At 71.9% G+C, this 23502-nt stretch carries 19 protein-coding genes; 15 read left to right on the forward strand and 4 right to left on the reverse strand.

Annotated elements, in window-relative coordinates; translation table 11 throughout:
* Positions 1-4 precede the first annotated feature (4 nt).
* The 3 genes from OHN19_RS40110 to OHN19_RS40120 are packed head-to-tail and all read left to right on the forward strand — an operon-like array spanning position 5 to position 4802.
* Positions 5-982: an oxygenase MpaB family protein gene (locus tag OHN19_RS40110; RefSeq protein ID WP_330268923.1), complete on the forward strand. Its 978-nt coding sequence runs from the start codon at positions 5-7 to the stop codon at positions 980-982.
* Positions 934-3174 (forward strand): serine/threonine-protein kinase, encoded by a 2241-nt coding sequence (locus OHN19_RS40115; RefSeq protein WP_330268924.1) that lies wholly within the window; start codon positions 934-936, stop codon positions 3172-3174. The genes OHN19_RS40110 and OHN19_RS40115 overlap by 49 nt, the downstream gene beginning before the upstream one ends.
* Before the next feature lie 56 nt (positions 3175-3230).
* The gene (locus OHN19_RS40120; protein ID WP_330268925.1) at positions 3231-4802 is read left to right on the forward strand and encodes an NAD(P)/FAD-dependent oxidoreductase; all 1572 of its coding nucleotides are present in this window, start codon (positions 3231-3233) and stop codon (positions 4800-4802) included.
* Between the two features lie 15 nt (positions 4803-4817).
* Here the strand turns inward: OHN19_RS40120 and OHN19_RS40125 are convergent, their stop codons facing one another.
* Positions 4818-5630: a glucose 1-dehydrogenase gene (locus OHN19_RS40125; protein ID WP_330268926.1), complete on the reverse strand. Its 813-nt coding sequence runs from the start codon at positions 5628-5630 to the stop codon at positions 4818-4820.
* A 54-nt stretch (positions 5631-5684) separates the two neighbouring features.
* Here OHN19_RS40125 and OHN19_RS40130 point away from each other — a divergent pair, with 54 nt between their 5' ends.
* From OHN19_RS40130 to OHN19_RS40140, 3 genes are all read left to right on the forward strand, one after another.
* A complete protein-coding gene (locus tag OHN19_RS40130; RefSeq protein ID WP_330268927.1) occupies positions 5685-6536 on the forward strand; it encodes a helix-turn-helix transcriptional regulator in 852 nt (283 codons plus the stop codon).
* Positions 6537-6649: 113 nt separating this feature from the next.
* Entirely contained in the window at positions 6650-7759 is a 1110-nt protein-coding gene (locus OHN19_RS40135; protein WP_330268928.1) for a nitronate monooxygenase, read from the forward strand.
* Positions 7756-9309, forward strand: coding sequence for an acyl-CoA synthetase (locus OHN19_RS40140; RefSeq protein ID WP_330268929.1), 1554 nt, complete (start codon positions 7756-7758; stop codon positions 9307-9309). Before OHN19_RS40135 ends, OHN19_RS40140 begins: the two co-directional genes overlap by 4 nt.
* Positions 9310-9321: 12 nt before the next feature.
* Here OHN19_RS40140 and OHN19_RS40145 read toward each other — a convergent pair whose 3' ends face one another.
* Positions 9322-11727, reverse strand: a complete 2406-nt coding sequence (locus OHN19_RS40145; RefSeq protein WP_330268930.1) for a penicillin acylase family protein — start codon at positions 11725-11727, stop codon at positions 9322-9324.
* A gap of 63 nt (positions 11728-11790) precedes the next feature.
* Between OHN19_RS40145 and OHN19_RS40150 the strand changes: the two genes are divergently transcribed.
* Together OHN19_RS40150 and OHN19_RS40155 are read left to right on the forward strand one after the other, a co-directional pair.
* The gene (locus OHN19_RS40150; RefSeq protein WP_330268931.1) at positions 11791-13287 is read left to right on the forward strand and encodes an acyl-CoA synthetase; all 1497 of its coding nucleotides are present in this window, start codon (positions 11791-11793) and stop codon (positions 13285-13287) included.
* A gap of 85 nt (positions 13288-13372) precedes the next feature.
* Positions 13373-14089 carry an alpha/beta hydrolase gene (locus OHN19_RS40155; RefSeq protein WP_330268932.1) on the forward strand — a complete coding sequence of 239 codons (717 nt, stop codon included), beginning with the start codon at positions 13373-13375 and terminating at the stop codon, positions 14087-14089.
* 23 nt (positions 14090-14112) lie between these two features.
* Here OHN19_RS40155 and OHN19_RS40160 read toward each other — a convergent pair whose 3' ends face one another.
* On the reverse strand, positions 14113-15798 hold the full coding sequence (locus OHN19_RS40160; protein ID WP_419249589.1) for a sulfatase: 1686 nt from the start codon (positions 15796-15798) through the stop codon (positions 14113-14115).
* A gap of 298 nt (positions 15799-16096) precedes the next feature.
* The gene (locus tag OHN19_RS40165; protein ID WP_330268934.1) at positions 16097-17710 is read right to left on the reverse strand and encodes an acyl-CoA synthetase; all 1614 of its coding nucleotides are present in this window, start codon (positions 17708-17710) and stop codon (positions 16097-16099) included.
* Between the two features lie 177 nt (positions 17711-17887).
* Here OHN19_RS40165 and OHN19_RS40170 point away from each other — a divergent pair, with 177 nt between their 5' ends.
* The 7 genes from OHN19_RS40170 to OHN19_RS40200 all read left to right on the forward strand — a co-directional run bounded on the left by OHN19_RS40170 (position 17888) and on the right by OHN19_RS40200 (position 23475).
* Entirely contained in the window at positions 17888-18688 is an 801-nt protein-coding gene (locus OHN19_RS40170; RefSeq protein ID WP_330268935.1) for a crotonase/enoyl-CoA hydratase family protein, read from the forward strand.
* Positions 18689-18700: 12 nt separating this feature from the next.
* Positions 18701-19645: a Zn-ribbon domain-containing OB-fold protein gene (locus OHN19_RS40175; protein WP_330268936.1), complete on the forward strand. Its 945-nt coding sequence runs from the start codon at positions 18701-18703 to the stop codon at positions 19643-19645.
* A complete protein-coding gene (locus tag OHN19_RS40180) occupies positions 19642-20685 on the forward strand; it encodes a thiolase domain-containing protein (protein WP_330268937.1) in 1044 nt (347 codons plus the stop codon). Before OHN19_RS40175 ends, OHN19_RS40180 begins: the two co-directional genes overlap by 4 nt.
* Complete coding sequence (locus tag OHN19_RS40185; protein WP_330268938.1) at positions 20682-21848, forward strand: thiolase domain-containing protein; 1167 nt, start codon at positions 20682-20684, stop codon at positions 21846-21848. Before OHN19_RS40180 ends, OHN19_RS40185 begins: the two co-directional genes overlap by 4 nt.
* 95 nt (positions 21849-21943) lie before the next feature.
* Positions 21944-22186 carry a DUF397 domain-containing protein gene (locus OHN19_RS40190; RefSeq protein ID WP_020138535.1) on the forward strand — a complete coding sequence of 81 codons (243 nt, stop codon included), beginning with the start codon at positions 21944-21946 and terminating at the stop codon, positions 22184-22186.
* Between the two features lie 84 nt (positions 22187-22270).
* Complete coding sequence (locus OHN19_RS40195; protein ID WP_330268939.1) at positions 22271-22864, forward strand: CGNR zinc finger domain-containing protein; 594 nt, start codon at positions 22271-22273, stop codon at positions 22862-22864.
* An 11-nt stretch (positions 22865-22875) separates the two neighbouring features.
* Complete coding sequence (locus OHN19_RS40200) at positions 22876-23475, forward strand: hypothetical protein (RefSeq protein ID WP_330268940.1); 600 nt, start codon at positions 22876-22878, stop codon at positions 23473-23475.
* The last annotated feature ends 27 nt before the right edge of the window (positions 23476-23502 follow it).

Here is a 23502-nt window from a genome sequence, read left to right on the forward strand (position 1 = left end):
GCGTATGGCGGACACAGCGGACTTCGAGGCGGCCGATCCCGGGCTCTTCACACCGGACTCGGTGACCTGGCAGCTGCACGGCGACCCGATGATGTGGGTCGCCGGCGTCCGCGCGCTCTACCTCCAGGCCCTGCACCCGCGCGCGGTGCGCGGCGTCATGCAGAACTCGGACTTCCGCCGCGACGCCTGGGGCCGGCTGATGCGCACCGCCCACTTCGTCGGCACCACGACCTACGGCACCACCGAGGCCGCCGAGAAGGCCGGCGCCCGCGTCCGCAAGATCCACACCATGCTCGGCGCGACCGACCCCGACACCGGCGAACGCTACGGCGTCGACGAACCCGCACTCCTGCTGTGGGTGCACTGCGCCGAGATCGACTCCTACCTCCAGGTAGCCCGGCGCTCCGGATTCCGCCTCACCGAGGAGCAGGCCGACCGCTACATAGCGGAACACCGGGTCAGCGCCCGCCTGGTCGGCCTGGACCCCGACGCCGTCCCCGCGAACCAGGCCGAGATGGCCGCCTACTTCGACAAGGTGCTCCCCGAACTCGCGGCTACGCCCGAGGCCCGCGAAGTGGACGACTTCCTGCTCCGCCCGCCGACGCACCCCCTCCTCGTCCCGGCGCGCGAGGTGCTGTGGCGGCGCGTGGCGCAGCTGGCGTACGCCGCCCTGCCGCCGTACGCCCACGAGCTGTACGGCCGGAAAGCCCCCGAACCCACCACCGTCACCCGTCAGTTGCGTGCCACCGGCACCCTGCTGCGCTGCGTTCCCGCACGTCTGCGCTGGCAACTCCCGCCCAAGCACATCCTGCGCGCCATGGCCCGGCTCGGTCCCGGCTCCCGGCCCGCCCCGTACAAAGTCGGACGACAGGTCGCCATACTGGACGGGCCAGGGGAGGGCGGGGCGAGTTTCGACGGGGGCGGTCGCAGGAGATGGGGGACAGCAGGCTCATCCAGGGGCGGTACCGACTGCTCGATCTGATCGGGCGCGGCGGCATGGGCGAGGTGTGGCGGGCCCGTGACGAGTCGTTGGGCCGGCACGTCGCCGTGAAGTGCCTCAAGCCGCTGGGCGGGCAGCACGACCAGACCTTCACCCGGGTCCTGAGGGAGCGGTTCCGTCGCGAGGCACGCGTGGCCGCGGCGCTCAGCCACCGCGGGGTGACCGTCGTCCATGACTTCGGCGAGTCCGACGGGGTGCTCTACCTGGTGATGGAGCTCCTGGAGGGCCGCAATCTCAGCCAGCTCCTGGAGGACAACAAACAGCACCCGCTGCCCGTCGCCGACGTCGTCGAGATCGCCGACCAGGTCGCCGCCGCACTCGCCTACACCCACCGCCAGGGCATCGTGCACCGGGACCTCAAGCCCGCGAACATCGTCCGGCTCACCGACGGCACCGTGAAGATCTGCGACTTCGGCATCGCCCGCCTCGGCCACGACATCGGCTTCACCTCCCGGCTCACCGGCACCGGCATCGCGATGGGCACCCCGCACTACATGTCGCCCGAGCAGATAGGGGGTTCGGAGGTCGACCAGCGCAGCGACCTGTACTCCCTGGGGTGCGTGCTGTACGAGATCGCCACCGGGGTGCCGCCGTTCGACCTGGGGGACGCCTGGGCGATCCTCGTCGGCCACCGCGACACCCCGCCCCGGCCGCCGCGCAGCCACCGCGCCGAACTCCCCGAGTACCTGGACAAGGTCATCCTGGACCTGCTGGCCAAACGCCCCGAGCAACGTCCGCACGACGCGCGCGAGTTGGGGCGCCGGATCACTCTGGGCCGTACGACACCGGCGTACGTGCCGACCGTGGTGACCCCGCAGCCCGACTTCCGCCCGCCCGAACCGGAGCGCCCCCGCGAGACCCGGCTGCCCTCCTGGACCCGCGGCATGACCACCGGCCACAAGGCCACCGGCGCGGGCCTCGCCCTCACGCCCCCGGACGCCGGAGCGGGCCTGACCGGCGAGTGGATCGCCCGCCCCGCCACGGGCCGCACCGAGCACCCGGCACCGGAGGAGCCGCCCGTGCCGTCCCCGCAGGCGATCACCGCGCTCGCCGGACGGCACAACGCGGGACTGAGCCTGGGCCGCCTCGGCCGCTGGGCGGAGGCCGGCGAGGTGCACCGCGCGGTCGCCGCCGAACGCGAGCACCTGCTCGGCCCTGACCACCCCGACACGCTGGCCAGCCGTTACGAGGTCGCGTTCACCCTCAGCCGCACCGGCCGCGCCGCCGACGCCCTGCGCGAGTACAAGCACGTGGCCGCGAGCAGGACCCGCACCCTCGGCGCCGACCACCCCGACACCCTCGCCGCCCGCCAGGAAATGGCGTACGTGCTCGGCCAGTTGGGCCGGCACTTCGACGCCCACCAGGTCTACAACTCGGTCCTCGCGGCCAGGGAACGCCAGATGGGCCCGGACCACCCCGACACCCTGCGCTGCCGCCACAACCTCGCCTTCAACCTCAGCAGGCTCGGCCGCCTGGAGGACTCCTACCGCATGGCCTGCGAGGTGGCCGCCGCCCGTGCCCGGGTGCTCGGCCCCCACCACCCCGACACCCTGGTCACCCGCTACGAAGTCGCCTACGCGCTGGGCCAGTTGGGCCGCTGGGGCGAGGCCCTCCAGACCTACCACGAGGTCGCCGAGGCCCGTGCCCAGGCCCTCGGCCCCGACCATCCCGACACCCTCGCCGCCCGCTATGAGGTCGGCATCAGCCTCGGCCGCCTCGGCCGCAGCGCGGACGCCCTCCAGCTCTACCGCGACCTGATCGAGGACCGCACCCGTATCCACGGCCCCGCCCACCCCGAGACCCTGCGCGCCCGCCACGGACTCGGCGTCAACCTCGGTCGCCTCGGCCGCTGGGAGGAGGCGCTCGCCGAGTCCCGTGACGTGTGCGCGATCCGCGAGCGCGTCCTCGGCGCCGACCACCCCGACACCCTGGTCAGCCGGCGCGAGGTCGCCGTGGGCCTGGGCTGGCTCGGCCGCTGGACGGACGCCCTCACCGAGTACCGCAGAGTGGCCGCCGCCCGCGAGCACGTCCTCGGCGCCGACCACCCCGACACCCTCGCCAGCCGCAACGACGAGGCCCACTGCCTCGAACAGCTCGGCCGGGGCGCGGAGGCGGTCGAGCTCTACCGCAGAGTGGCGGCCCTGAGACAGCAGCGGGCCACGGGCGCGGGGTGACGGCCGGGTGCCGCGCACCTCTGGCCGACCTAGATCATCACGTGTTACGAAGAACCATGCCTGCACACGAGGGACTGCACCGGAGCTACGACGCCGTCATCGTCGGCGGGGGCCACAACGGCCTGGTCGCCGCCGCCTACCTGGCCCGGGCCGGCCGGTCCGTGCTGGTGCTCGAACGGCTCGGGAACACCGGCGGCGCCGCCGTCTCCACGCGGCCCTTCGCCGGTGTGGACGCCCGTCTGTCGCGCTACTCCTACCTGGTCAGCCTGCTGCCCAGGAAGATCGTCCGGGACCTCGGCCTGGACTTCCGGGTCCGGACGCGGAACGTCTCGTCGTACACCCCGGTGGAACGCGACGGCCGCTCCACCGGACTCCTCGTCGGCGGCGGTGAGCGCCGCACCCGCGAGGCCTTCGCCGAACTCACCGGCGGCGACCGCGAGTACCGGGCGTGGCAGCGGTTCTACGACATGACGGGCCGCGTCGCGAAGAAGATCTTCCCCACCCTCACCGAACCGCTGCCCACCCGGGACGAGCTGCGCCTGCGCGTGGACGACGAGGAGGCGTGGCGGGTGCTGTTCGAGGAGCCGATCGGCGTGGCCGTGGAGGAGCGTTTCTCCGACGACCTGGTCCGGGGCGTCGTGCTGACCGACGCGCTCATCGGCACCTTCGCCGACGCCCACGACCCCTCCCTCGCGCAGAACCGCTGCTTCCTCTACCACGTGATCGGCGGCGGGACCGGCGCCTGGGACGTGCCCGTCGGTGGCATGGGCGCCCTCACCGACGCCCTCGCCGGCGCGGCCCGCGACGCCGGCGCGGTCCTCGCCACCGGGCACGAGGTCGTGGGGATCGCCACGGACGGGCGTGCGGCGGAGGTCAGTTACCGCACCGCCGACGGCGAGGGCGTGGTCGGCGCCCGGCACGTCCTGGTCAACGCCTCCCCGCAGGAACTCGCCGCCCTCACCGGCGACGAGCCGCCCACCCCCGCGGAGGGCGCCCAGCTCAAGGTCAACATGCTCCTCAAGCGGCTCCCGCGGCTCAAGGACACCGAGGTCGACCCGCGCGAGGCGTTCTCCGGCACCTTCCACATCGCCGAGGGCTACCAGCAGCTGGCCACCGCCCACGCCCAGGCCGCCGCCGGCCGGCTGCCCGACGCCCCGCCCTCCGAGATCTACTGCCACTCCCTCACGGACCCGACGATCCTCGGCCCCGACCTCGTCGAGCAGGGCTACCAGACCCTGACGCTGTTCGGTCTGCACACCCCGGCCCGGCTCTTCGACCGGGACAACGACGCCGTACGCGAGGAACTCCTCGCCTCGACTCTCGCCCAGCTCGACGCCCACCTCGCCGAGCCGCTCGCCGACTGCCTGGCCACCGACGCGGACGGCCGGCCCTGCATCGAGGCCAAGACCCCGCTCGACCTGGAGCGGGACCTCAGGCTGCCCGGCGGCAACATCTTCCATCGCGCGCTGAGCTGGCCTTACGCCCAGGAGGACACCGGCCGCTGGGGCGTGGAGACCCGGCACGCCAACGTGCTGCTGTGCGGGGCGGGCGCGGTGCGCGGGGGCGGGGTGAGCGGGGTGCCGGGGCACAACGCGGCGATGGCGGTGCTGGCGGAGCTCGGGGACTGACCTTCCCCGGGTCCGTCAGGCCCGGCTTCCGCCGTCGACCCTGAGCACCACCCCCGTGACGTACGAGGCCCGGTCGCTCAGCAGCCAGGCTGCGGCCTCGGCGATCTCGTGCGGGTCGGCGCCCCGGCCCAGCGGGGTCTGCTCGACGAGCCGCTCGAGGATGCCCGGTGTCGCGGCCTCCCAGTCGTCGATCATCTTGGTCATCGTGCCGCCAGGGGCGACGGCGTTGACCCGGATGCCCTCCGGGCCGTACGTGGCCGCGGCCGACGCGGTGAGGCTGTTGACCGCCCGCTTGGCGGCGCCGTAGGCGGGCAGCCACGGGTTGGCCATCAGGCTGCCCACGCTGGAGTTGTTGACGATCGCGCCCGTCCCGGCGGTGGCCCGGATCGCCGCGATCTCGGCGTTCATGGCGAGCCAGGGGCCCTTGAGGTTGACCGCGACGACACGGTCGAAGTCCGCCTCGGACAGCTCGTCCATCGGCCCGGGGGGCTGGATGGTCGCCCCGTTGTTGAAGGCGACGTCGAGCCGGCCGTACAGCTCGACGGCCCGGTCCACGGCGGCGCGGACGCTGTCCGGGTCGGCCAGGTCGCAGCGGACGTGGTCGGCCGTGCCGCCGGCGGCCCGGATCTCCTCGGTCACCGCCTTCAGTTCGGTCTCGGTGCGGGCTGCGAGCAGGACGCGGGCGCCCTCCCGAGCGAACAGCCGGGCGGCGGCCGCGCCGATGCCACGTCCGGCACCGGTGATGAAGGCGACCTTGTCGGCGAGCAGGGCAGTGGTGGTGGTCGTGTTGTCCATGCCGACGAGCCTGCGCCCGGCGCCACGGCTCATCCAGGCACCGGCGGTACCTGGCTGGCCACCCGGGCGTCCGCGCACACTGGGGGCGTGGACCGACGAGAACTGGCCGACTTCCTGCGCAGCCGACGCGAGCGCATCACCCCCGCCGACGTGGGGCTGCCCGCCGGGCCGCGCCGCCGCACCCCGGGGCTGCGCCGCGAGGAGGTGGCTCAGCTGGCGTACATCTCGACCGAGTACTACACCCGCCTCGAACAGGCTCGCGCGCCCCGCCCGTCCCGCGAGGTCCTGGCCCAGGTCGCCCGTGCGCTGCGGCTGGCGGACGCCGAGCGCGACCACCTCCACCACCTCGCCGGCACCCCGCCGGGCCCGCCGCCCGGCCCCTCCCGCGAGGTCCGCCAGAGCATCGTGGACCTGCTGCACCGGCTGCCGCAGGCCGCCGCCTTCGTCATCTCGGCGACCCATGAGGTGATCGCCTGGAACGACCTGGCCGCGGCGCTCATGGAGGACTTCTCCCGGCTTCCCCGCCGTGACCGCAACCTCGTGCGCCGCGTGTTCCTGGGACCGCACCCCGAGGGCCGCCGGCTGTACGGGGTGTCGGACGGCGAGGAGTTCGCGCGCTCGTCGGTCCAGCAGCTGCGCGCCGCCGCGGCCCGTTATTCCGACGATCCCGAGCTGACCGCCCTGGTGGCCGAACTCCTCGACGGCAGCGAGGAGTTCGCTCGGCTGTGGGCCGCCCACGACGTCACGGACACGCCGACGCTCCGCAAGACCTTCGACCATCCCGTGGTCGGGCCGGTCACCGTCAACTGCGACGTCCTCGACATCGCCGACCGCGACCAGCGTGTCGTTATCTACACCGCCACGCCGGGTTCGCGGTCCGAGGAGGCGCTGCGGCTGCTGTCGGTGATCGGCACCCAGCGGCTGGACGTCCCCGGCTGAGCGCCCGGCCCACGGAGCCGGACCGGCCGAAGTCCCGCTCGATCCCGACCCGAATCTGACGGAGCATCAGAAAACCTCTTCCGTCGTCCGGAGGACTGCGGCATCCTGCGCCCATGCAGACGGAGCTGAGCAAGACACTGGGAGTCGAGCACGCCGTCTTCGGCTTCACGCCGTTCCCCGCCGTCGCCGCGGCCATCAGCCGGGCCGGCGGTTTCGGAGTGCTCGGCGCGGTCCGCTACACGGCCCCCGACGAACTCAAACGCGACCTCGACTGGATCGAGGCGCACGTCGACGGAAAGCCGTACGGCCTGGACGTCGTCATGCCCGCCAAGAAGGTCGAAGGGGTCACCGAGGCCGACGTCGAGGCGATGATCCCCGAGGGTCACCGGCAGTTCGTCAAGGACACCCTCGCCAAGTACGGCGTGCCCGAACTCGCCGAGGGCGAGGCGTCCGGGTGGCGCATCACGGGCTGGATGGAGCAGGTCGCCCGCAACCAGCTGGACGTGGCCTTCGACTACCCGATCCGGCTGCTCGCCAACGCCCTGGGCTCCCCGCCCGCCGACGTGGTGGCCCGCGCGCACGAGCGGAACGTCCTCGTGGCCGCCCTCGCGGGCAGCGCCCGGCACGCCGTCAAGCACAAGGAGGGCGGCATCGACATCGTGGTCGCCCAGGGCTACGAGGCCGGCGGGCACACCGGCGACATCGCCTCCATGGTCCTCACCCCCGAGGTCGTCGACGCCGTGGACCCGCTGCCCGTGCTGGCGGCCGGCGGCATCGGAAGCGGACAGCAGGTGGCGGCAGCGCTGGCACTCGGCGCCCAGGGTGTGTGGCTGGGCTCCATATGGCTGACCACCACAGAGGCCGAACTGCCCTCACCCAAGCTGATCGAGAAGCTCCTCGCCGCCGGCTCCGGCGACACCGTCCGCTCCCGCGCCCTGACCGGGAAACCCGCACGCCAGCTCCGTACCGAATGGACCGACGCCTGGGACTCCGCCGACGGACCCGGCACCCTGCCCATGCCCCTCCAGGGCCTGCTGGTCGCCGACGCCGTCTCACGCATCCAGAAGTACGAGGTCGAGCCCCTGCTCGGCACACCCGTCGGCCAGATCGTCGGCCGGATGACCAGCGAACGCAGTGTCCAGGCCGTCTTCGACGACCTCACCCGCGGCTTCGAGAAAGCCGTCGATCGCATCAACCGCATCGCCGGAAGGAGCGGCCAGTGACGAGCACACCCCCCGCGGGCTTCTGGGCCCAGGCCGCCCAGGACCCCTCACGCACGGTCCTCACCGCCCCCGACGGTTCGTCCTGGACCGCGGGCCGCCTGCACGCCGCCGCCAACCAGCTCGTGCACGGCCTGCGCGCGGCCGGACTGGAACGCGGTGACGCCTTCGCCGTCGTCCTGCCCAACAGCGCCGAGTTCTTCACCGCGCACCTCGCCGCCAGCCAGGCCGGGTTCTACCTGGTCCCGATCAACCACCACTTCGTCGCCCCCGAGATCGCCTGGATCGTCGCCGACTCGGGCGCCAAGGTGCTCCTCGCCCACGAGCGCTTCGCCGACGCGGCACGGCACGCGGCCGACGAGGCGGGCCTTCCGGCGACCCACCGGTACGCCGTCGGCGAGGTCGACGGCTTCCGGCCGTACGCCGAACTCCTCGCCGGACAACCGGAGTCGCCGCCCGCCGACCGTGAACTCGGCTGGGTCATGAACTACACCTCGGGCACCACGGGCCGCCCGCGCGGTATCCGCCGGCCCCTGCCCGGCAAGCTCCCCGAGGAGGCCTATCTCGGCGGCTTCCTCGGCATCTTCGGCATCAGGCCCTTCGACGACAACGTCCACCTCGTCTGCTCGCCGCTCTACCACACCGCCGTCCTCCAGTTCGCGGCCGCTTCCCTGCACATCGGCCATCCCCTGGTGCTGATGGACAAGTGGACGCCGGAGGAGATGCTCCGGCTGATCGACGCACACCGCTGCACCCACACGCACATGGTCCCGACCCAGTTCCACCGCCTGCTGGCGCTGCCCGCGGAGGTCCGGGCACGCTACGACGTCTCGTCCATGCGGCACGCGATCCACGGCGCCGCTCCCTGCCCCGACCATGTGAAACGGGCGATGCTCGACTGGTGGGGGCCCTGTGTGGAGGAGTACTACGCGGCCAGCGAGGGCGGTGGGGCCTTCGCCACCGCCGAGGACTGGCTGAAGAAGCCCGGCACGGTCGGCAAGGCCTGGCCCATCAGCGAACTCGCGATCTTCGACGACGACGGCAACCGGCTGCCCCCCGGTGAACTCGGCACCGTGTACCTGAAGATGAACACCGGCGGCTTCGCGTACCACAAGGACGAGGCCAAGACGAAGAAGAACCGCATCGGCGACTTCTTCACCGTCGGCGACCTCGGCCTCCTCGACGAGGACGGCTACCTCTTCCTCCGCGACCGCAAGATCGACATGATCATCTCCGGCGGGGTCAACATCTACCCCGCCGAGATCGAGTCCGTCCTGCTCCAGCACCCCGCCGTCGCCGACGCGGCCGCCTTCGGCATCCCGCACGACGACTGGGGCGAGGAGGTCAAGGCGGTGGTGGAGCCGGCCCCGGGGCACACCCCCGGGCCGGACTTGGCCGCCGACCTCCTCGCCCACTGCGCCGAACGGCTCGCGGGCTACAAGTGCCCGAAGAGCGTCGACTTCATCACCGAGATGCCCCGCGACCCCAACGGCAAGCTGTACAAGCGCCGGCTGCGGGAGCCGTACTGGGAGGGGCGCTCGCGGCCGGTGTGAGCCCGCCCGGCTTCAGGAGCGCACCCGCACGATCCGCAGTGCGGGCGAGGTCAGGATGTCCTTCTCGCAGAAGCGGGACGTCACCCACTTCTCCGCGGAGAACAGCCGCGTCTGGTCACTGAAGTGCGGGGAGTCCGGGTTCGAGGACTGGGAGTACGTCAGCAGGGTCCGGGCCACCGGGCAGCGCCCGCCGTCCCAGCCGACCGCCTGGATGTAGCTGGACCCCGTCGTCACCTCGGTGTACCCGCCGCCCGCCGGGTTCCACACCGGCTCGACCTTGTTCCACACGCCCAGCGACTCGGTGCCGCCCGGAACGGCGATGCGCTTGCCGTTCCGCACCACGAACTGGTGCTCGCCGAGAGGGGAGTTCAGCGGAATATCCGCTGCTCTCAGCTCGGCGACGGTGTCCGCGAGCGCCGTGGCGAAGGCGGGCGCGTCCGTGTTGAGCGTGTTGGGCGTGCCCACCGGGTCGGCCGCCGAGAACGGCACCTTCCACAGCTGGGCCACGGGCAGCTTCCGCCACAGCCGGTCGAAGAGCAGCGCGCCCCGGCTGCCGGTGTCCGCGGTGCGGTCCCAGGCCGCGAGCACCCCGCAGGCCTCGCGGACGTCAACGACCTTGCCGTCACTGCCCGTTGCCGTACCGTCGGGCAGCGCCGCACAGGCCTTCGCCGCGTCCGCCGCCACCAGGTCGCCCGCGGGCACCCGGTCGGCGAACTGCTGCGCCTGAAGATCCCGGACGGTCAGCTTCCCCCGCGCGGCCATCGCGGACACGTCCTGAAGGGCGCCCCGCGTGCGCATCGACCGCTGCGTGCCCACGGTGCCGAAGACCCGCTCGTACCCGGTCAGCGGCCGCTCGGCGTTGGCCAGCCAGGCGCTGTCGTTGGAGTTCTCCGCGTACGGCGCGTCCTGGAGGACCGGCATCTTCGCGGGCCCGAAGATCCCCGGCTGCACGGCGTCAGGATCGCTGCCGAGGGCGCAGTCGCCGCGCGAGCCGTCGAGGACCGCCACTCCGGAGGCGGGGTAGGTGACCCGGCCCAGGGGAGTGGAGCAGCGCTGCGCCAGTTCGTCGGTGATCCGGGGGAGCACCTGGGACTGCGTGAACAGCGTGTGGCCCCGGGAGTCGGCGGCGATCGTGTTGACCCACGGCAGGCCCTGTGTGCGCTTCAGCGCGTCGAGCACGTCCTGCGTGCCGCGGGCCCTGCTGAAGCCGAGGGCCGTGTCGGAGCCGCGCAGGTTGGTGGCGTTGGGGTCGCCCAGGGCGTAGGCGGTCGTGGTCGTCCACGGAAGCGGGAGGGCCGCGCCGAGGGAGGTGACGACCGGGCCGTACCGCGTCCACCACTGGGTTCGCGTGACCGGTTGGCCGTCCTTCACGGCGACGGTGACCTTGCGCTCGGTCATGCGCTCCGGCTTGCCGTCCACCAGGTAGGTGGTCGGGTCGCCCGGGGCCAGGGTCAACTGGTGGAGGTTGAGAGTGACGCCGGTGGCGACCGTGTGGCTCCACGCCACCTGGGCGTTGTGGCCTATGGAGATCGTCGCCGAGCCGAGCAGGGAGCCGCCCGCGATGTTCAGTTCGCCCGGGATGGTCTGCTGGGACTGCCAGAAGCGGCGGCCGCCCTGCCAGGGGTAGTGCGGGTTGCCCAGCAGGAGCCCGCGGCCGTTCGCCGTCGTGGTCCCGCCGAAGGCGACGGCGTTGGAGCCCATGTCGGCGGAGTCGGCCGCGAAGAGCTCGCGGGCGGCGCGCGCGGTGCTCTGCGCGTCGGGTGCTGCGGCCCCGGCCGTCGCCGAGGCGGGGGGCTGCGCGGCGGTGATGCCGTCCACGGCCCGCCCCTGGCCGCCGAGGACGGCCAGCGCGAAGTTGCGCGCGGCCACGTCCTGGAGCGTCACCGGGCGCACCCATGCGGCGCCCCTGCAGGCCGGGTCGGTGATCCGGTTCTTCTTCAGCCAGGCGTTGTAGCCCGCGGTGAAGCCCCGCATCAGCTCCTTGACGTCACGGCTCGGACCGAGCGGTGCCGGTGTGGCCATCAGCTTCTCCACCGTGCCCGCCTCCCGCACCCCGCGGAAGTACAGGTCGCTGGAGAGGTTCCTGGTGGCGGAGGAGAGCGCGGAGTCGGCGGCCGCGTCGGCCCCGAAGTACCGGGCACGCTCACCGCGCACGGTCACGAAGCCGTCGGCGAGCGCGCACACCTGGTCGGCGGCCTGCGCCCACCCGGTGCCGAAGCCGAGGTCCGCGTAGTCCTTCGCGAGGATGTGCGGGATGCCGTACTCGGTGTAGCGGATGGTGGCTGACAGACCGCCGTGGGACGGATGGCGCTGTTCCTGCTGCTGGTACTGGTCCTGCGCGGCGGCGGCCGGCAGGGCGCCGGCGGCGGCGAACAGGGCGACGGCCGCGACGAGGGCGCGTCTGGGGCGGGTGCGCATCGTGCCTCCCAACGTCATTGAGGGAAGGAGCGGTTGAGCGTACCAACCGGTAGGTTGTCCCGTATGACGCCAGGACACGGCAGTACGGTTGACGGGGTGCTGCGCCGCAGCGCCCGGCGCACTCCGGCGCGCGTCGCGGTGGAGTACGGCGAGCGCTCGTGGACGTACGAGGAACTCGACGACGCGGTCTCGCGCGCGGCGAGCGTGCTCCTCGGCGAGGGCCTCTCGCGCGGCGACCGGGTCGGGGCCTACGGCCACAACTCGGACGCGTATCTGATCGGCTTCCTCGCCTGCGCCCGCGCCGGCCTGGTGCATGTGCCGGTCAACCAGAACCTCACCGGGGACGACCTGGCGTACCTCGTAGGACAGTCGGGCAGCACGCTGGTCCTCGCCGATCCCGGCCTCACGGACCGGCTCCCGTCCGGCGTGCGCACGCTGCCCCTGCGGGACGCCGACGGCTCCCTGCTGGCACGCCTCGACGCGACCTCGCCGTACGACGGCCCCGAACCCCGCAGCGAGGACCTCGTCCAGCTGCTGTACACCTCCGGGACGACGGCCCTGCCCAAGGGCGCGATGATGACCCACCGCGCCCTGGTGCACGAGTACCTGAGCGCGATCACCGCCTGCGATCTGAGCGCGGGGGACCGGCCCGTGCACTCGCTGCCGCTGTACCACTCGGCCCAGATGCACGTCTTCCTGCTGCCCTATCTCGCGGTCGGCGCGACGAACATCATCCTCGACGGGCCCGACGGCGACCGTCTCTTCGACCTGATCGAACAGGGCCGCGCGGACAGCCTGTTCGCGCCGCCGACGGTGTGGATCGGTCTGTCCAACCGCCCCGACTTCGCCACCCGCGACCTCAGCGGACTGCGCAAGGCGTACTACGGCGCCTCGATCATGCCGGTGCCCGTCCTGGAACGGCTCCGTGAGCGCCTCCCGAAGCTGGCCTTCTACAACTGCTTCGGGCAGAGCGAGATCGGTCCGCTGGCCACCGTGCTCGCGCCCGACGAGCACAAGGGGCGGATGGACTCCTGCGGCCGTACGGTCCTCTTCGTCGACGCGCGGGTCGTGGACGAGGACGGCGAGGAGGTGCCCGACGGCACGCCCGGCGAGATCGTCTACAGGTCACCGCAGTTGTGCGAGGGGTACTGGGACAAGCCCGAGGAGACCGAAGCGGCCTTCAGGGACGGCTGGTTCCGCTCCGGCGACCTCGCGGTGCGGGACGCGCACGGCTACTTCACGATCGTCGACCGGGTGAAGGACGTGATCAACTCCGGTGGTGTGCTGATCGCTTCACGCGAGGTCGAGGACGCGCTGTACACCCACGAGGCCGTCGCCGAGGTCGCCGTCGTCGGCCTGCCGGACGAGCGGTGGATCGAGGCCGTCACGGCGGTGGTCGTCCCCCGCGGTGAGGTCACCGAGGCCGACCTCCTCGCCCACGCGCGCGAGAAGCTCGCCCACTTCAAGGCACCCAAGCGGGTCCTGTTCGTGGACGAGCTGCCGCGGAACGCCAGCGGGAAGATCCTCAAGCGGGAGCTGCGGGACCGGTTCGCCGGCTGACGGACCCCCGCTGTTCGTGCTCGGGGCGTCTGCCCTGGGCAGAGCGGGACCTTCACCGGGCGCCGCCCCGGATACGTTCCCCGGTATGGACACCGTCAAGGCGAACGGCATCACCCTCGCGTACCGCGCCTGGGGACCCGAGGACGCGCCGCCCGTGCTCATGTTGCACTGCCGTGGCGCCGACGGCGCGGACTGGGCCAGGATCGCCCAGCGGCTCGCCACGGGGACGCGCCCGCGCCGCGTGTACGCCCCCGATCTGCGGGGGCACGGCCGCAGCGGCCGGCTCGGGGAGGTGCCGGGGGCGTACGCGTACGAGGCGATGCGCGACGACATGCTGGGCTTCCTGGCCGCGGTCGGGGCGGAGCGTGCCGACGTCGTGGGCCACTCGCTCGGCGGGGCCGTCGCCTACCTGCTCGCGCAGGACGCGCCCGATGCCGTACGACGCCTTGTCCTGGAGGACGTGCCCGCGCCGCTTCCCCTCGACCCGCCGCGACCACCCGCGCCCGCCCCGGACTTCGACCCGCCCTTCGACTGGGCCATGCTGCGGGCCACCGACGCGCAGCGCAACGCGCCCGACCCCCTGTGGTGGGACCACATGGGGCGGATCGCGATACCCACGCTGGTTGTTGCTGGTGGGCCCACCAGCCTCATTCCGCAGGGCGAGGTCGCCGCGCTGGCGTCGAGGATCCCGGGCGCCCGGCTGGTGACCGTCGGCGGTGGTCACCTGGTGCACGAGGCCAGGCCGGAGGAGTTCCTGGCCGTCGTCGAGCCCTTCCTGGAGGCGTCCGTCAGCCCTTCATGAACGCCGTCAGTTCATTGACGCCGTCACTTCGCGAACGCCGTCATGAAGCGGTCCCGGAACTTGTCCATGCCCCACACCGGCGCGTTGTCGGCGGGCTTGAGACCCTCGGTCCAGTGCCAGTCGGCCACCCGGTCCAGCACCTTCGGGTCCTTGGCGACGATGGTGATCGGCACGTCCCTGCTGGTCGAGCCCTTGGTGACGGTCGGGACGGGCTGGTGGTCGCCGAGGAAGACGAGGACGGTGTTCTCGTCGCCGTAGCGCTGCATCCACTGGGTCAGGCTGTCCACGGAGTACTGGATGGCCTTGCGGTACTCGGTGCGCACCCGCTCCTGGCTCTTCCAGACCTCGGTCGGGTTCGTGCCCTCCTTCTTGATCTTCTCGAAGATCGTCCCGTCCCCGAGGTCGTTCCAGTCGATGGTGTGGGCGATCGGCGACCAGGGGTTGTGGCTGGAGGCCAGGATGATCTCCGCCATGATCGGGTCCCGGTCCTTCTTGCCGTGCTCCAGCTTCTGGAAGGCCTCCAGGCTGAACTGGTCCGGCACCGGCGTCCAGCTGAAGTAGGGGCCCTTGTAGCCGAGGTGCTTCGAGTCGTAGATGTGGTCGAGGCCGAAGTACTTGCCCTCGGGCCACGACTTGCGCACACCCGGCACGATGCCGACCGTGCGCCAGTCACCGGTCTTCTGGAAGTAGCTGGTGAGGGTCGCGCGCTTGCTGGAGGTGAGGTTCAGGTACCGCTGCTGGTTCTTGACCCACAGGCCGGACAGGAACGTCGAGTGGGCCATCCAGCTGCCGGCGCCCGTCACCGGGGAGCTCAGCCAGCCGCTGCGCGAGGCGAAGCCGGCCGACTTGAGCGTCGCGTCGCCCTGCTTCAGCGTCGCGTCCATCTCCGGTGCCATCGCCGGGTCGTCGATCGCCACCCGGCCGTAGCTCTCGATGAAGGTGAACAGGACGTCCTTGCCGCGCAGCCCGTTCAGGAGCTGGTCGGGAGGAGTGGCCGCGAACGCGTCGACGGCGGACTCCTTCTCGAAGACCTTGGCGTCCCCCAGCCCGTTGCGCACGTGCTGCACGCGGTTGGCGAGGAACTCTGTGTTGCCCTTGGTGGCGAAGGTGACCCCGCCGAACTGCACGCCGACCATGAAGCAGGTCACCCACACCGTCGCGAGGACGAGCGTGGTGCGCACCGCCACGGGCCGGTGCCGGGACATGAGGTTCGACAGCCGCACCACCGCGAGGGTGCACAGTGCGAGGACCGCGACCAACAGCACGATCACTCCGATGATCGCGAGCACCTCGCCGGTGCGGCCGAACGTCTCCCGGAGCCAGTCCGTCGCGTTGCCCAGCATGATCCAGTCGAAGACCAGGTCGAACGGCCGGGCCAGGGTCTGGTAGAAGCCCATGTCCATGAACTTCAGGAGGCTGAACAGGCCGAGGAACAGCCCGAAGCAGACCGCCGCGATCCGGCGTGCCTTCGGCGGCAGCACGAGCAGGACGGCCGCGAGGACGATCGCCTCCACGGGCAGCCGGAAGAACGACCGGAGGTTCATGTGGTCGAGCCGGTTGGGGAACAGCAGCACGAGCAGCACCAGCAGACCCGCCGCCACGCTCGTCCCCACGGACACCCCACGGGCCGTACGGGGGTAGCGGCGACGCCAGCCGAACCAGCCGGGGCGCGGGGAGCCGGGCGCGTCCGCGGAGGAGGGGTCATCCAGGGGTTCAGCAGGGGCCTCATCCGCATCCTGAGCCGAGGCGGTCGCCTCAGCGGCCTCCTCCTTCACTTCTTCCCCCGTCGCACCCCCACTGTCCGCGTCCCCCTCGCCCCCCGTGGTACCCGGCAGTTGGCGAGAGCGAGTGAAGAGTGACACCCGGTGGTCCTTCCGTGCGGTCTTGCTGTGACGTGCGGTCCTGCCGCGACGGCATGACGAACAGGGCCCGGTGACCGAGCCTGCCACCACCAGTACGGTCGCACGTCACGTTCGGTTCAATCGCACGCGGGTCGGGATTCGGCCCTCACCCGTCCGCCGCCACCGCCACCTTCTGCGCCCACCGGTAGTCCGCCTTGCCGCTCGGGGACCGGTGGATCGATTCCGTGATCACCAGCTGGCGCGGCACCTTGTAGCCCGCGAGCCGGGTCCGGCAGTGCATCTGGAGAGCTTCCAGGGACATCCGGTCCGCGCCCTCGCGCAACTGCACCACGGCCGCCACATGGTGCCCCCACTTCACGTCCGGCACCCCGGCCACGAGCGCGTCGTACACGTCCGGATGGGCCTTGAGCGCCTGCTCCACCTCCTCGGGGTACACCTTCTCGCCGCCCGTGTTGATGCACTGCGAGCCCCGCCCCAGGACAGTGAGCACCCCCTCCTCGTCCACCGTGGCCATGTCACCGAGCAGCACCCAGCGCTGACCGTCCTTCTCGAAGAAGGTCTCGGCGGTTTTCCGTGGGTCGTTGTAGTAGCCGAGCGGGACATGGCCGCACTGCGCGACCCGCCCCACCTCGCCCACGGCGACGGGCTCGTGCGTCGCGGGATCGACCACCTGGGTACGGGAGTTGACCCGGACGCGGAAGCCGCGCTCGGGGCCGGAGTCCTCGGTCGCGGTCCCGTTGAAGCCCGACTCGGAGGAACCGAAGTTGTCGAGCAGCATGGCGTTCGGGACGAGAGCGCGGAACTGCCGGCTCACCGTGTCCGACATGATCGCGCCCGACGAGGACACGCTGAACACCGACGACATGTCGGTGCCCTTCATCGGTCCTTCCAGCGCGTCGATGAGCGGCCGCAGCATCGCGTCACCCACCAGGGACATGGCGCTGACCTTCTCCGCCTCGACGGTCCGCAGCACCTCCTCCGGCACGAACTTGCGGTGCAGCACGACCCGTTGGCCGAAGTTGAAGCCGATGAGCGTGGTCAGCGTGGAGGTGCCGTGCATCAGCGGGGGAGTGGGGAAGAAGGTGAGGCCGGATCCGCCCGCGGCGACCCGCTCGGCGAGCTCCTCGGGCCGCTTGACCGGCTCCCCGGTCGGCGCGCCTCCGCCCATTCCCGAGAAGAACAGGTCCTCCTGACGCCACATCACGCCCTTGGGCATGCCGGTGGTGCCGCCGGTGTAGATGATGAACTGGTCGTCGCCCGAGCGGGCCGTGAACCCGCGCTCCGCGGACCCGGACGCCTCGGCGTCGGTGAAGTCCGCCGCCGGCGGCCCGCCCGGCCGCGCGGCCCCGACCCGCACCAGATGCCGCAGTCGCGGCACGTGCGGCAGCGCGGCCGCCACCCGGTCCGCGAACTCCGTGTCGAAGACCAGCCCCACCAGGTCCGCGTCCCGGTAGAGGTACACCAACTCCTCTTCGACGTAACGGTAGTTGACGTTGACCGGCACGATCCGCGCCTTCATGCAGCCCAGCAGCGTCTGCACGTACTCCACCCCGTTGTAGAGGTGCAGCCCCACGTGCTCGCCGGCCCGCACCCCGCTGTCGAGCAGATGGTGGCCGATGCGGTTGGCGGCGGCGTCCAGCTCCGCGTACGTCAACCGGCGCTCCGCGCCCGTACCCGGAATGTCGAAGTACGCCAGCGCCTCGCGGTCCGGCACCACGTCGACCACCGACTCGAACAGGTCGGCAAGGTTGTACTCCACCGGCTCCTCCTGACCTCGCACGGCCTGGCTCCTGGACGGTTCGCCGGTCATCAGAGCAAAGGGCGGCGTGACTGTGAAGGGTTCGCGCGAAGAAATCTGACTGTCTGTCAGAAAACTCTTGAAGTGCGTCGGCGGCTCCTGCAACCTGTTCTCGTTCTGGCAGAGGGGAGACGGGCGATGGGTGGGACGGAACACCTCGGCATCCGGCGCGAGGGCGCCACACTGGTGCTCACGCTCAACAGGCCGGAGGCGAAGAACGCGCTCTCGTTGCCGATGCTCGTGGGCCTGTACGACGGCTGGGTGGAAGCCGACGCGGACGACTCGATCCGGTCGATCGTGTTCACCGGGGCGGGCGGCACGTTCTGCGCCGGCATGGACCTCAAGGCCCTGGCCGGCAAGGGCATCGAGGGCGAGCACTACCGGGAGCGGCTCGACGCCGACCCCGACCTGCACTGGAAGGCCATGCTGCGCCACCACCGCCCCCGCAAGCCGGTGATCGCGGCCGTCGAGGGCCACTGCGTCGCGGGCGGCACCGAGATGCTCCAGGGCACCGACATCCGGGTCGCCGGCGAGTCCGCGACCTTCGGACTCTTCGAGGTCAGGCGCGGCCTGTTCCCGATCGGCGGCTCCACGGTCCGGCTGCAACGCCAGATCCCACGCACCCACGCGCTGGAGATGCTGCTCACCGGACGCCCCTACACCGCACGCGAGGCCGCGGACATCGGCCTGATCGGGCACGTCGTCCCGGACGGCACCGCGCTCGACAAGGCCCTGGAGATCGCCGAACTGATCAACGCCTGCGGCCCGTTGGCGGTGGAGGCGGTGAAGGCCTCGGTCTACGAGACGGCCGAGCTGACCGAGAGCGAGGGGCTGGCCGCCGAGTTGAAGCGGGGGTGGCCGATCTTCGACACCGCCGACGCGAAGGAAGGCGCGCGTGCCTTCGCGGAGAAGCGACCGCCCGACTACCAACGCCACTGAAGGAGCCCGGGCATGCCCGAAGTCCTCAAAGCCCCCCTCGTCGTCGAGTTCCCCTTCACCCGCTCCCTCGGCCCCGTCCAGAGCGCCTTCCTCACCGGCCTGCGCGAACGGGTCGTCCTCGGCGTGAAGACCCGCGACGGACGCACCCTGGTCCCCCCGGTCGAGTACGACCCCGTCACCGCCGAGGAGCTCACCGAGCTCGTCCACGTCGGCGTCACCGGCACCGTGACCACCTGGGCCTGGAACCCGGCCCCGCGCCGCGGCCAGCCCCTCGACACCCCCTTCGCCTGGGTTTTGGTCAAGCTCGACAACGCCGACACGGCCCTCCTGCACGCCCTCGACGCCCCCGGTCCCGAGGCCGTGCGCACCGGCATGCGGGTCCGCGTCCGCTGGGCGGAGGAACGCGTCGGCGCCATCACCGACATCGCCTGCTTCGAGCCGTACGACGGCGACGAGGCCCAAGTCCGCTTCCACGCGGGGGAGTTCGACGACCCGGTCAGCGGCATCATCGCCCAGGCCCGCCTCGACTACACCTACTCACCGGGCCGCGCCCAGACCGCCTACATCAAGGCCCTGGAGACCGAGCGGCGGGCCGTCGGCGAGCGCTGCCCGTCCTGCCGCAAGGTCTACGTGCCCCCGAGGGGCGCCTGCCCCACCTGCGGTGTCGCCACGGCGGAACAGGTGGAAGTGGGCCCCCGCGGCACCGTCACCACCTTCTGCATCGTCAACATCAAGGCGAAGAACCTCGACATCGAGGTGCCGTACGTCTACGCCCACATCGCCCTCGACGGCGCCGACCTCGCGCTGCACGGCCGGATCGGCGGGATCCCCTACGACCAGGTGCGCATGGGCCTCAGGGTCGAGCCGGTGTGGACCGAGGGCGGCCGGTACCCGGACCACTACCGGCCGACCGGCGAACCCGACGCGGAGTACGACACCTACAAGGAGCTGCTGTGACCCGGGACATCGCGGTCGTCGCCTTCGCCCAGTCCGACACCCTGCGCTCCACCGAGGAACTGTCCGAGGTGGAGATGCTCATGCCGGTCCTGCACGAGGTCCTCGACCGGACCGGCCTGAAGACCGCCGACATCGGCTTCACCTGCTCCGGCTCCTGCGACTACCTCGCGGGCCGCGCCTTCTCCTTCACCCTGGCCCTCGACGGCGTCGGCGCCTGGCCGCCCATCTCCGAGTCGCACGTCGAGACGGACGGGGCCTGGGCGCTGTACGAGGCCTGGACCAAGCTGCTGTCCGGGGACGCCGACACCGCGCTGGTCTACTCCTACGGCAAGTCCTCGCCCGGCTCCCTGCGCGATGTGCTCACCCGGCAGCTCGACCCGTACTACGTGGCCCCCCTGTGGCCCGACTCCGTCGCCCTCGCCGCGCTCCAGGCCCAGGCGCTCATCGACGCGGGCGTGACGGACGAGCGGGAGCTGGCGGCGATCGGCGCCCGCAGCCGCAGCACCGACAACCCGCACGCACAGCTCAAGGGCGCTGTACCGCAAGGGGATTACCTCGTACGGCCGCTCCGCACCGGGGACTGCCCGCCCATCGGCGACGGAGCCGCCGCCGTCGTCCTCGCGGCGGGGGAGCGGGCCAGGGAGCTGTGCGAGCGGCCCGCCTGGATCAGGGGCATCGACCACCGTATCGAGGCCCACTCGCTGGGTGTCCGCGATCTCACCGACTCGCCCTCCACCCGGCTGGCCGCCGAGAAGGCGGGCGCCTTCGAACGGCCCGTCGACACCGCCGAGTTGCATGCCCCGTTCACCTCGCAGGAGGTCGTGCTGCGCAAGGCGCTCGGGCTCGACGCCGCCACGACCGTCAACCCGTCCGGCGGCGCCCTCGCCGCCAACCCGATGATGGCCGCCGGCCTCGCCCGCATCGGCGAGGCCGCCGCCCGCATCCACCGGGGCGAGTCCGACCGCGCCCTCGCCCACGCCACCTCCGGGCCCTGTCTCCAGCAGAACCTGGTCGCCGTACTCGAAGGGGATCCGCGATGAGCAAGGAGCCCGTGGCCGTCGTAGGCATCGGCCAGACCAAGCACGTCGCGGCGCGCCGGGACGTGTCGATCGCCGGGCTCGTCCGGGAGGCCGCCGTCAGGGCCCTGGAAGACGCCGAGCTGACCTGGGCCGACATCGACGCCGTGGTGATCGGCAAGGCGCCCGACTTCTTCGAGGGCGTGATGATGCCCGAGCTGTACCTGGCGGACGCGCTCGGCGCGGTGGGCAAGCCGATGCTGCGGGTGCACACCGCGGGCAGCGTCGGCGGCTCCACCGCCCTGGTCGCCGCCAACCTGGTCGCGGCCCGGGTGCACGGCACCGTCCTCACCCTCGCCTTCGAGAAGCAGTCCGAGTCCAACGCCATGTGGGGCCTGTCCCTGCCGATCCCCTTCCAGCAGCCCCTGCTGGCCGGGGCGGGCGGCTTCTTCGCACCGCACGTGCGCGCGTACATGCGGCGCACCGGCGCCCCCGACACGGTCGGCTCGCTGGTGGCGTACAAGGACCGCCGCAACGCGCTCAAGAACCCGTACGCGCATCTGCACGAGCACGACATCACCCTGGAGAAGGTCCAGGCCTCGCCGATGCTCTGGGACCCCATCCGCTACTCCGAGACCTGCCCGTCCTCCGACGGCGCCTGCGCGATGGTGCTCACCGACCGGTCGGGCGCCGCCCGCGCGCCCCGGCCCCCGGCCTGGATGCTGGGCGGCGCGATGCGCAGCGAGCCGACGCTCTTCGCCGGCAAGGACGCCGTGTCGCCGCAGGCCGGCAAGGACTGCGCGGCCGACGTGTACCGGCAGGCCGGGATCGCCGACCCGCGCCGGGACATCGACGCCGTCGAGATGTACGTGCCGTTCTCCTGGTACGAACCCATGTGGCTGGAGAACCTCGGCTTCGCCGACGAGGGCGAGGGCTGGAAGCTCACCGAGGCCGGGGTGACCGAACTGGACGGGGACCTGCCCGTCAACATGTCGGGCGGAGTGCTCTCCACCAATCCGATCGGCGCCTCCGGCATGATCCGCTTCGCGGAGGCCGCGCTCCAGGCGCGCGGACAGGCCGGGGAGCACCAGGTGGACGGCGCCCGCAGGGTGCTCGGACACGCCTACGGCGGCGGATCGCAGTTCTTCTCCATGTGGCTCGTGGGGTCCGAACCCCCGGATGCGTGAAATGCCCCCGCAAAGGTCCCCCTCACGTGGCCTGTCGGCGGCCGAAGTGGATCGCTAGGCTGGCCGCGGACGAAGCGATCGGGAGGAGCACGGACGTGGCCGAGACCACCATCCAGCAGCAGCCGCTCATGGGCTGGGACAAGCCGGAGCTGGACCTGAGCAACGCCGATTGGCACTCGAGCAGTCGTGGTCTGGGGGATGTCCAGATCGCCTTCGTCGAGGGGTTCATCGCGATGCGCAACAGCGACCGGCCGGAGAGCCCCTCCCTGATCTTCACCCCGGCGGAGTGGGGCGCGTTCGTGTCAGGGGCGCGGGAAGGCGAGTTCGACCTCACCTGAGCCGCGTCGCCGGGTGAGGGCGAGCACCGGCGTCCCGTGGACCGTGCAGCGCTAATGGATGCAGCGGAACCTATCATTAGCCGTATGCAGGACTCGATCACCAAGGACGCCCGGCTCGCCCTCGACCTCGCACTCACCATCCGGCATGACGGACGCGGCGGGGTCGCCGACGACCTGACCGACCCCGCCGGACTCACCGCCTGGGTCCGGGACCACATCGACGACCTGCCGGTCCCGGCCGGGTTCGTCGCCGACGAGGCGACCCTCGCCGTGGTCCGTGACCTGCGCGCGGCCGTCCGCGCCCTCTTCGCGCACGCCGTGCGCCCCGGCGCCCCCAGCCCCGCCGACGCGGCACGCCTGATGCCGGTGCCCGAGGCCGTCGAGCTCCTCAACACCGCCGCCGCGCGGATGCCGACCGTCCCCGTCCTGCACTGGGCCGACGACGCCGAACCCGTCGTACACCCGCGGCCGCTGCCCGAGGGGGCCGACCTCACGGCCGTCCTGGCGCAGGCGGCGACCGCCTTCCTCGCCGGAGCCGACCGTCGACGGCTGCGGGCTTGCCACGCCCCGCGCTGCGTGCGCTACTTCCTCAAGGATCATCCGCGGCAGGAGTGGTGCAAGCCGTCCTGCGGCAACCGGGCCCGGGTGGCACGGCACCACGAACGGCACAAGGCGTAGGGGGAGGGGCCGTGACCTCGAAGGCGGCCAGACGGCGGTTCAAGAAGGCCGAACGGCTGCGGGCGCTTCGGGAAGCGCGGCGCGAGAGCCCGTGGAAGCGGCGGGGCGAGCGATTCCGTACGGCTCTCGGCGTGGTGGTGGCCTTCGCGTTCGGCGCGGTGCTCACCGGCTACGCCGGCCTGATGCTGGCGGGCGCCCTCGGACTGTCCGGGACCCCGGGTGAGCTGCACGTCGACTCGTGCGGTGTCGTGCGGCCCTACAACAACAAGCCGGTCACCGAATGCCACGGCCAACTGCTGTCCACCACCGGCCGGTTGACCGACCCCGACGCGATGATCCAGGCCGACGCCCGCATCGGCTCCACCATCGCCGTACGCGATCAGCCCTACGTCGGCCTGGAGACGCTGGGGCCGAGAGCGATCGTCGGGTGGGCGACCCTCATGCTGACGGGCCTGCTCGTCCTCGCCGTCGGAGTGGTCATGACACTCGCCGCCTCCGGGCGGGACGCATCCTCCACGATCCACACGCGGGCCGTCCTCCGGCTCAGCGCGGCGACCGCCGCCGGGGGCCTGCTCTACGGGCTCACCGTCCTGTACGAACACCTCTTCTAGCGTCGACCCGAGTCGGCGGACCAGGGC

Origin of the sequence: Streptomyces griseorubiginosus (genome assembly GCF_036345115.1) — a bacterium.
GTDB classification, from domain to species: Bacteria; Actinomycetota; Actinomycetes; order Streptomycetales; family Streptomycetaceae; genus Streptomyces; species Streptomyces griseorubiginosus_C.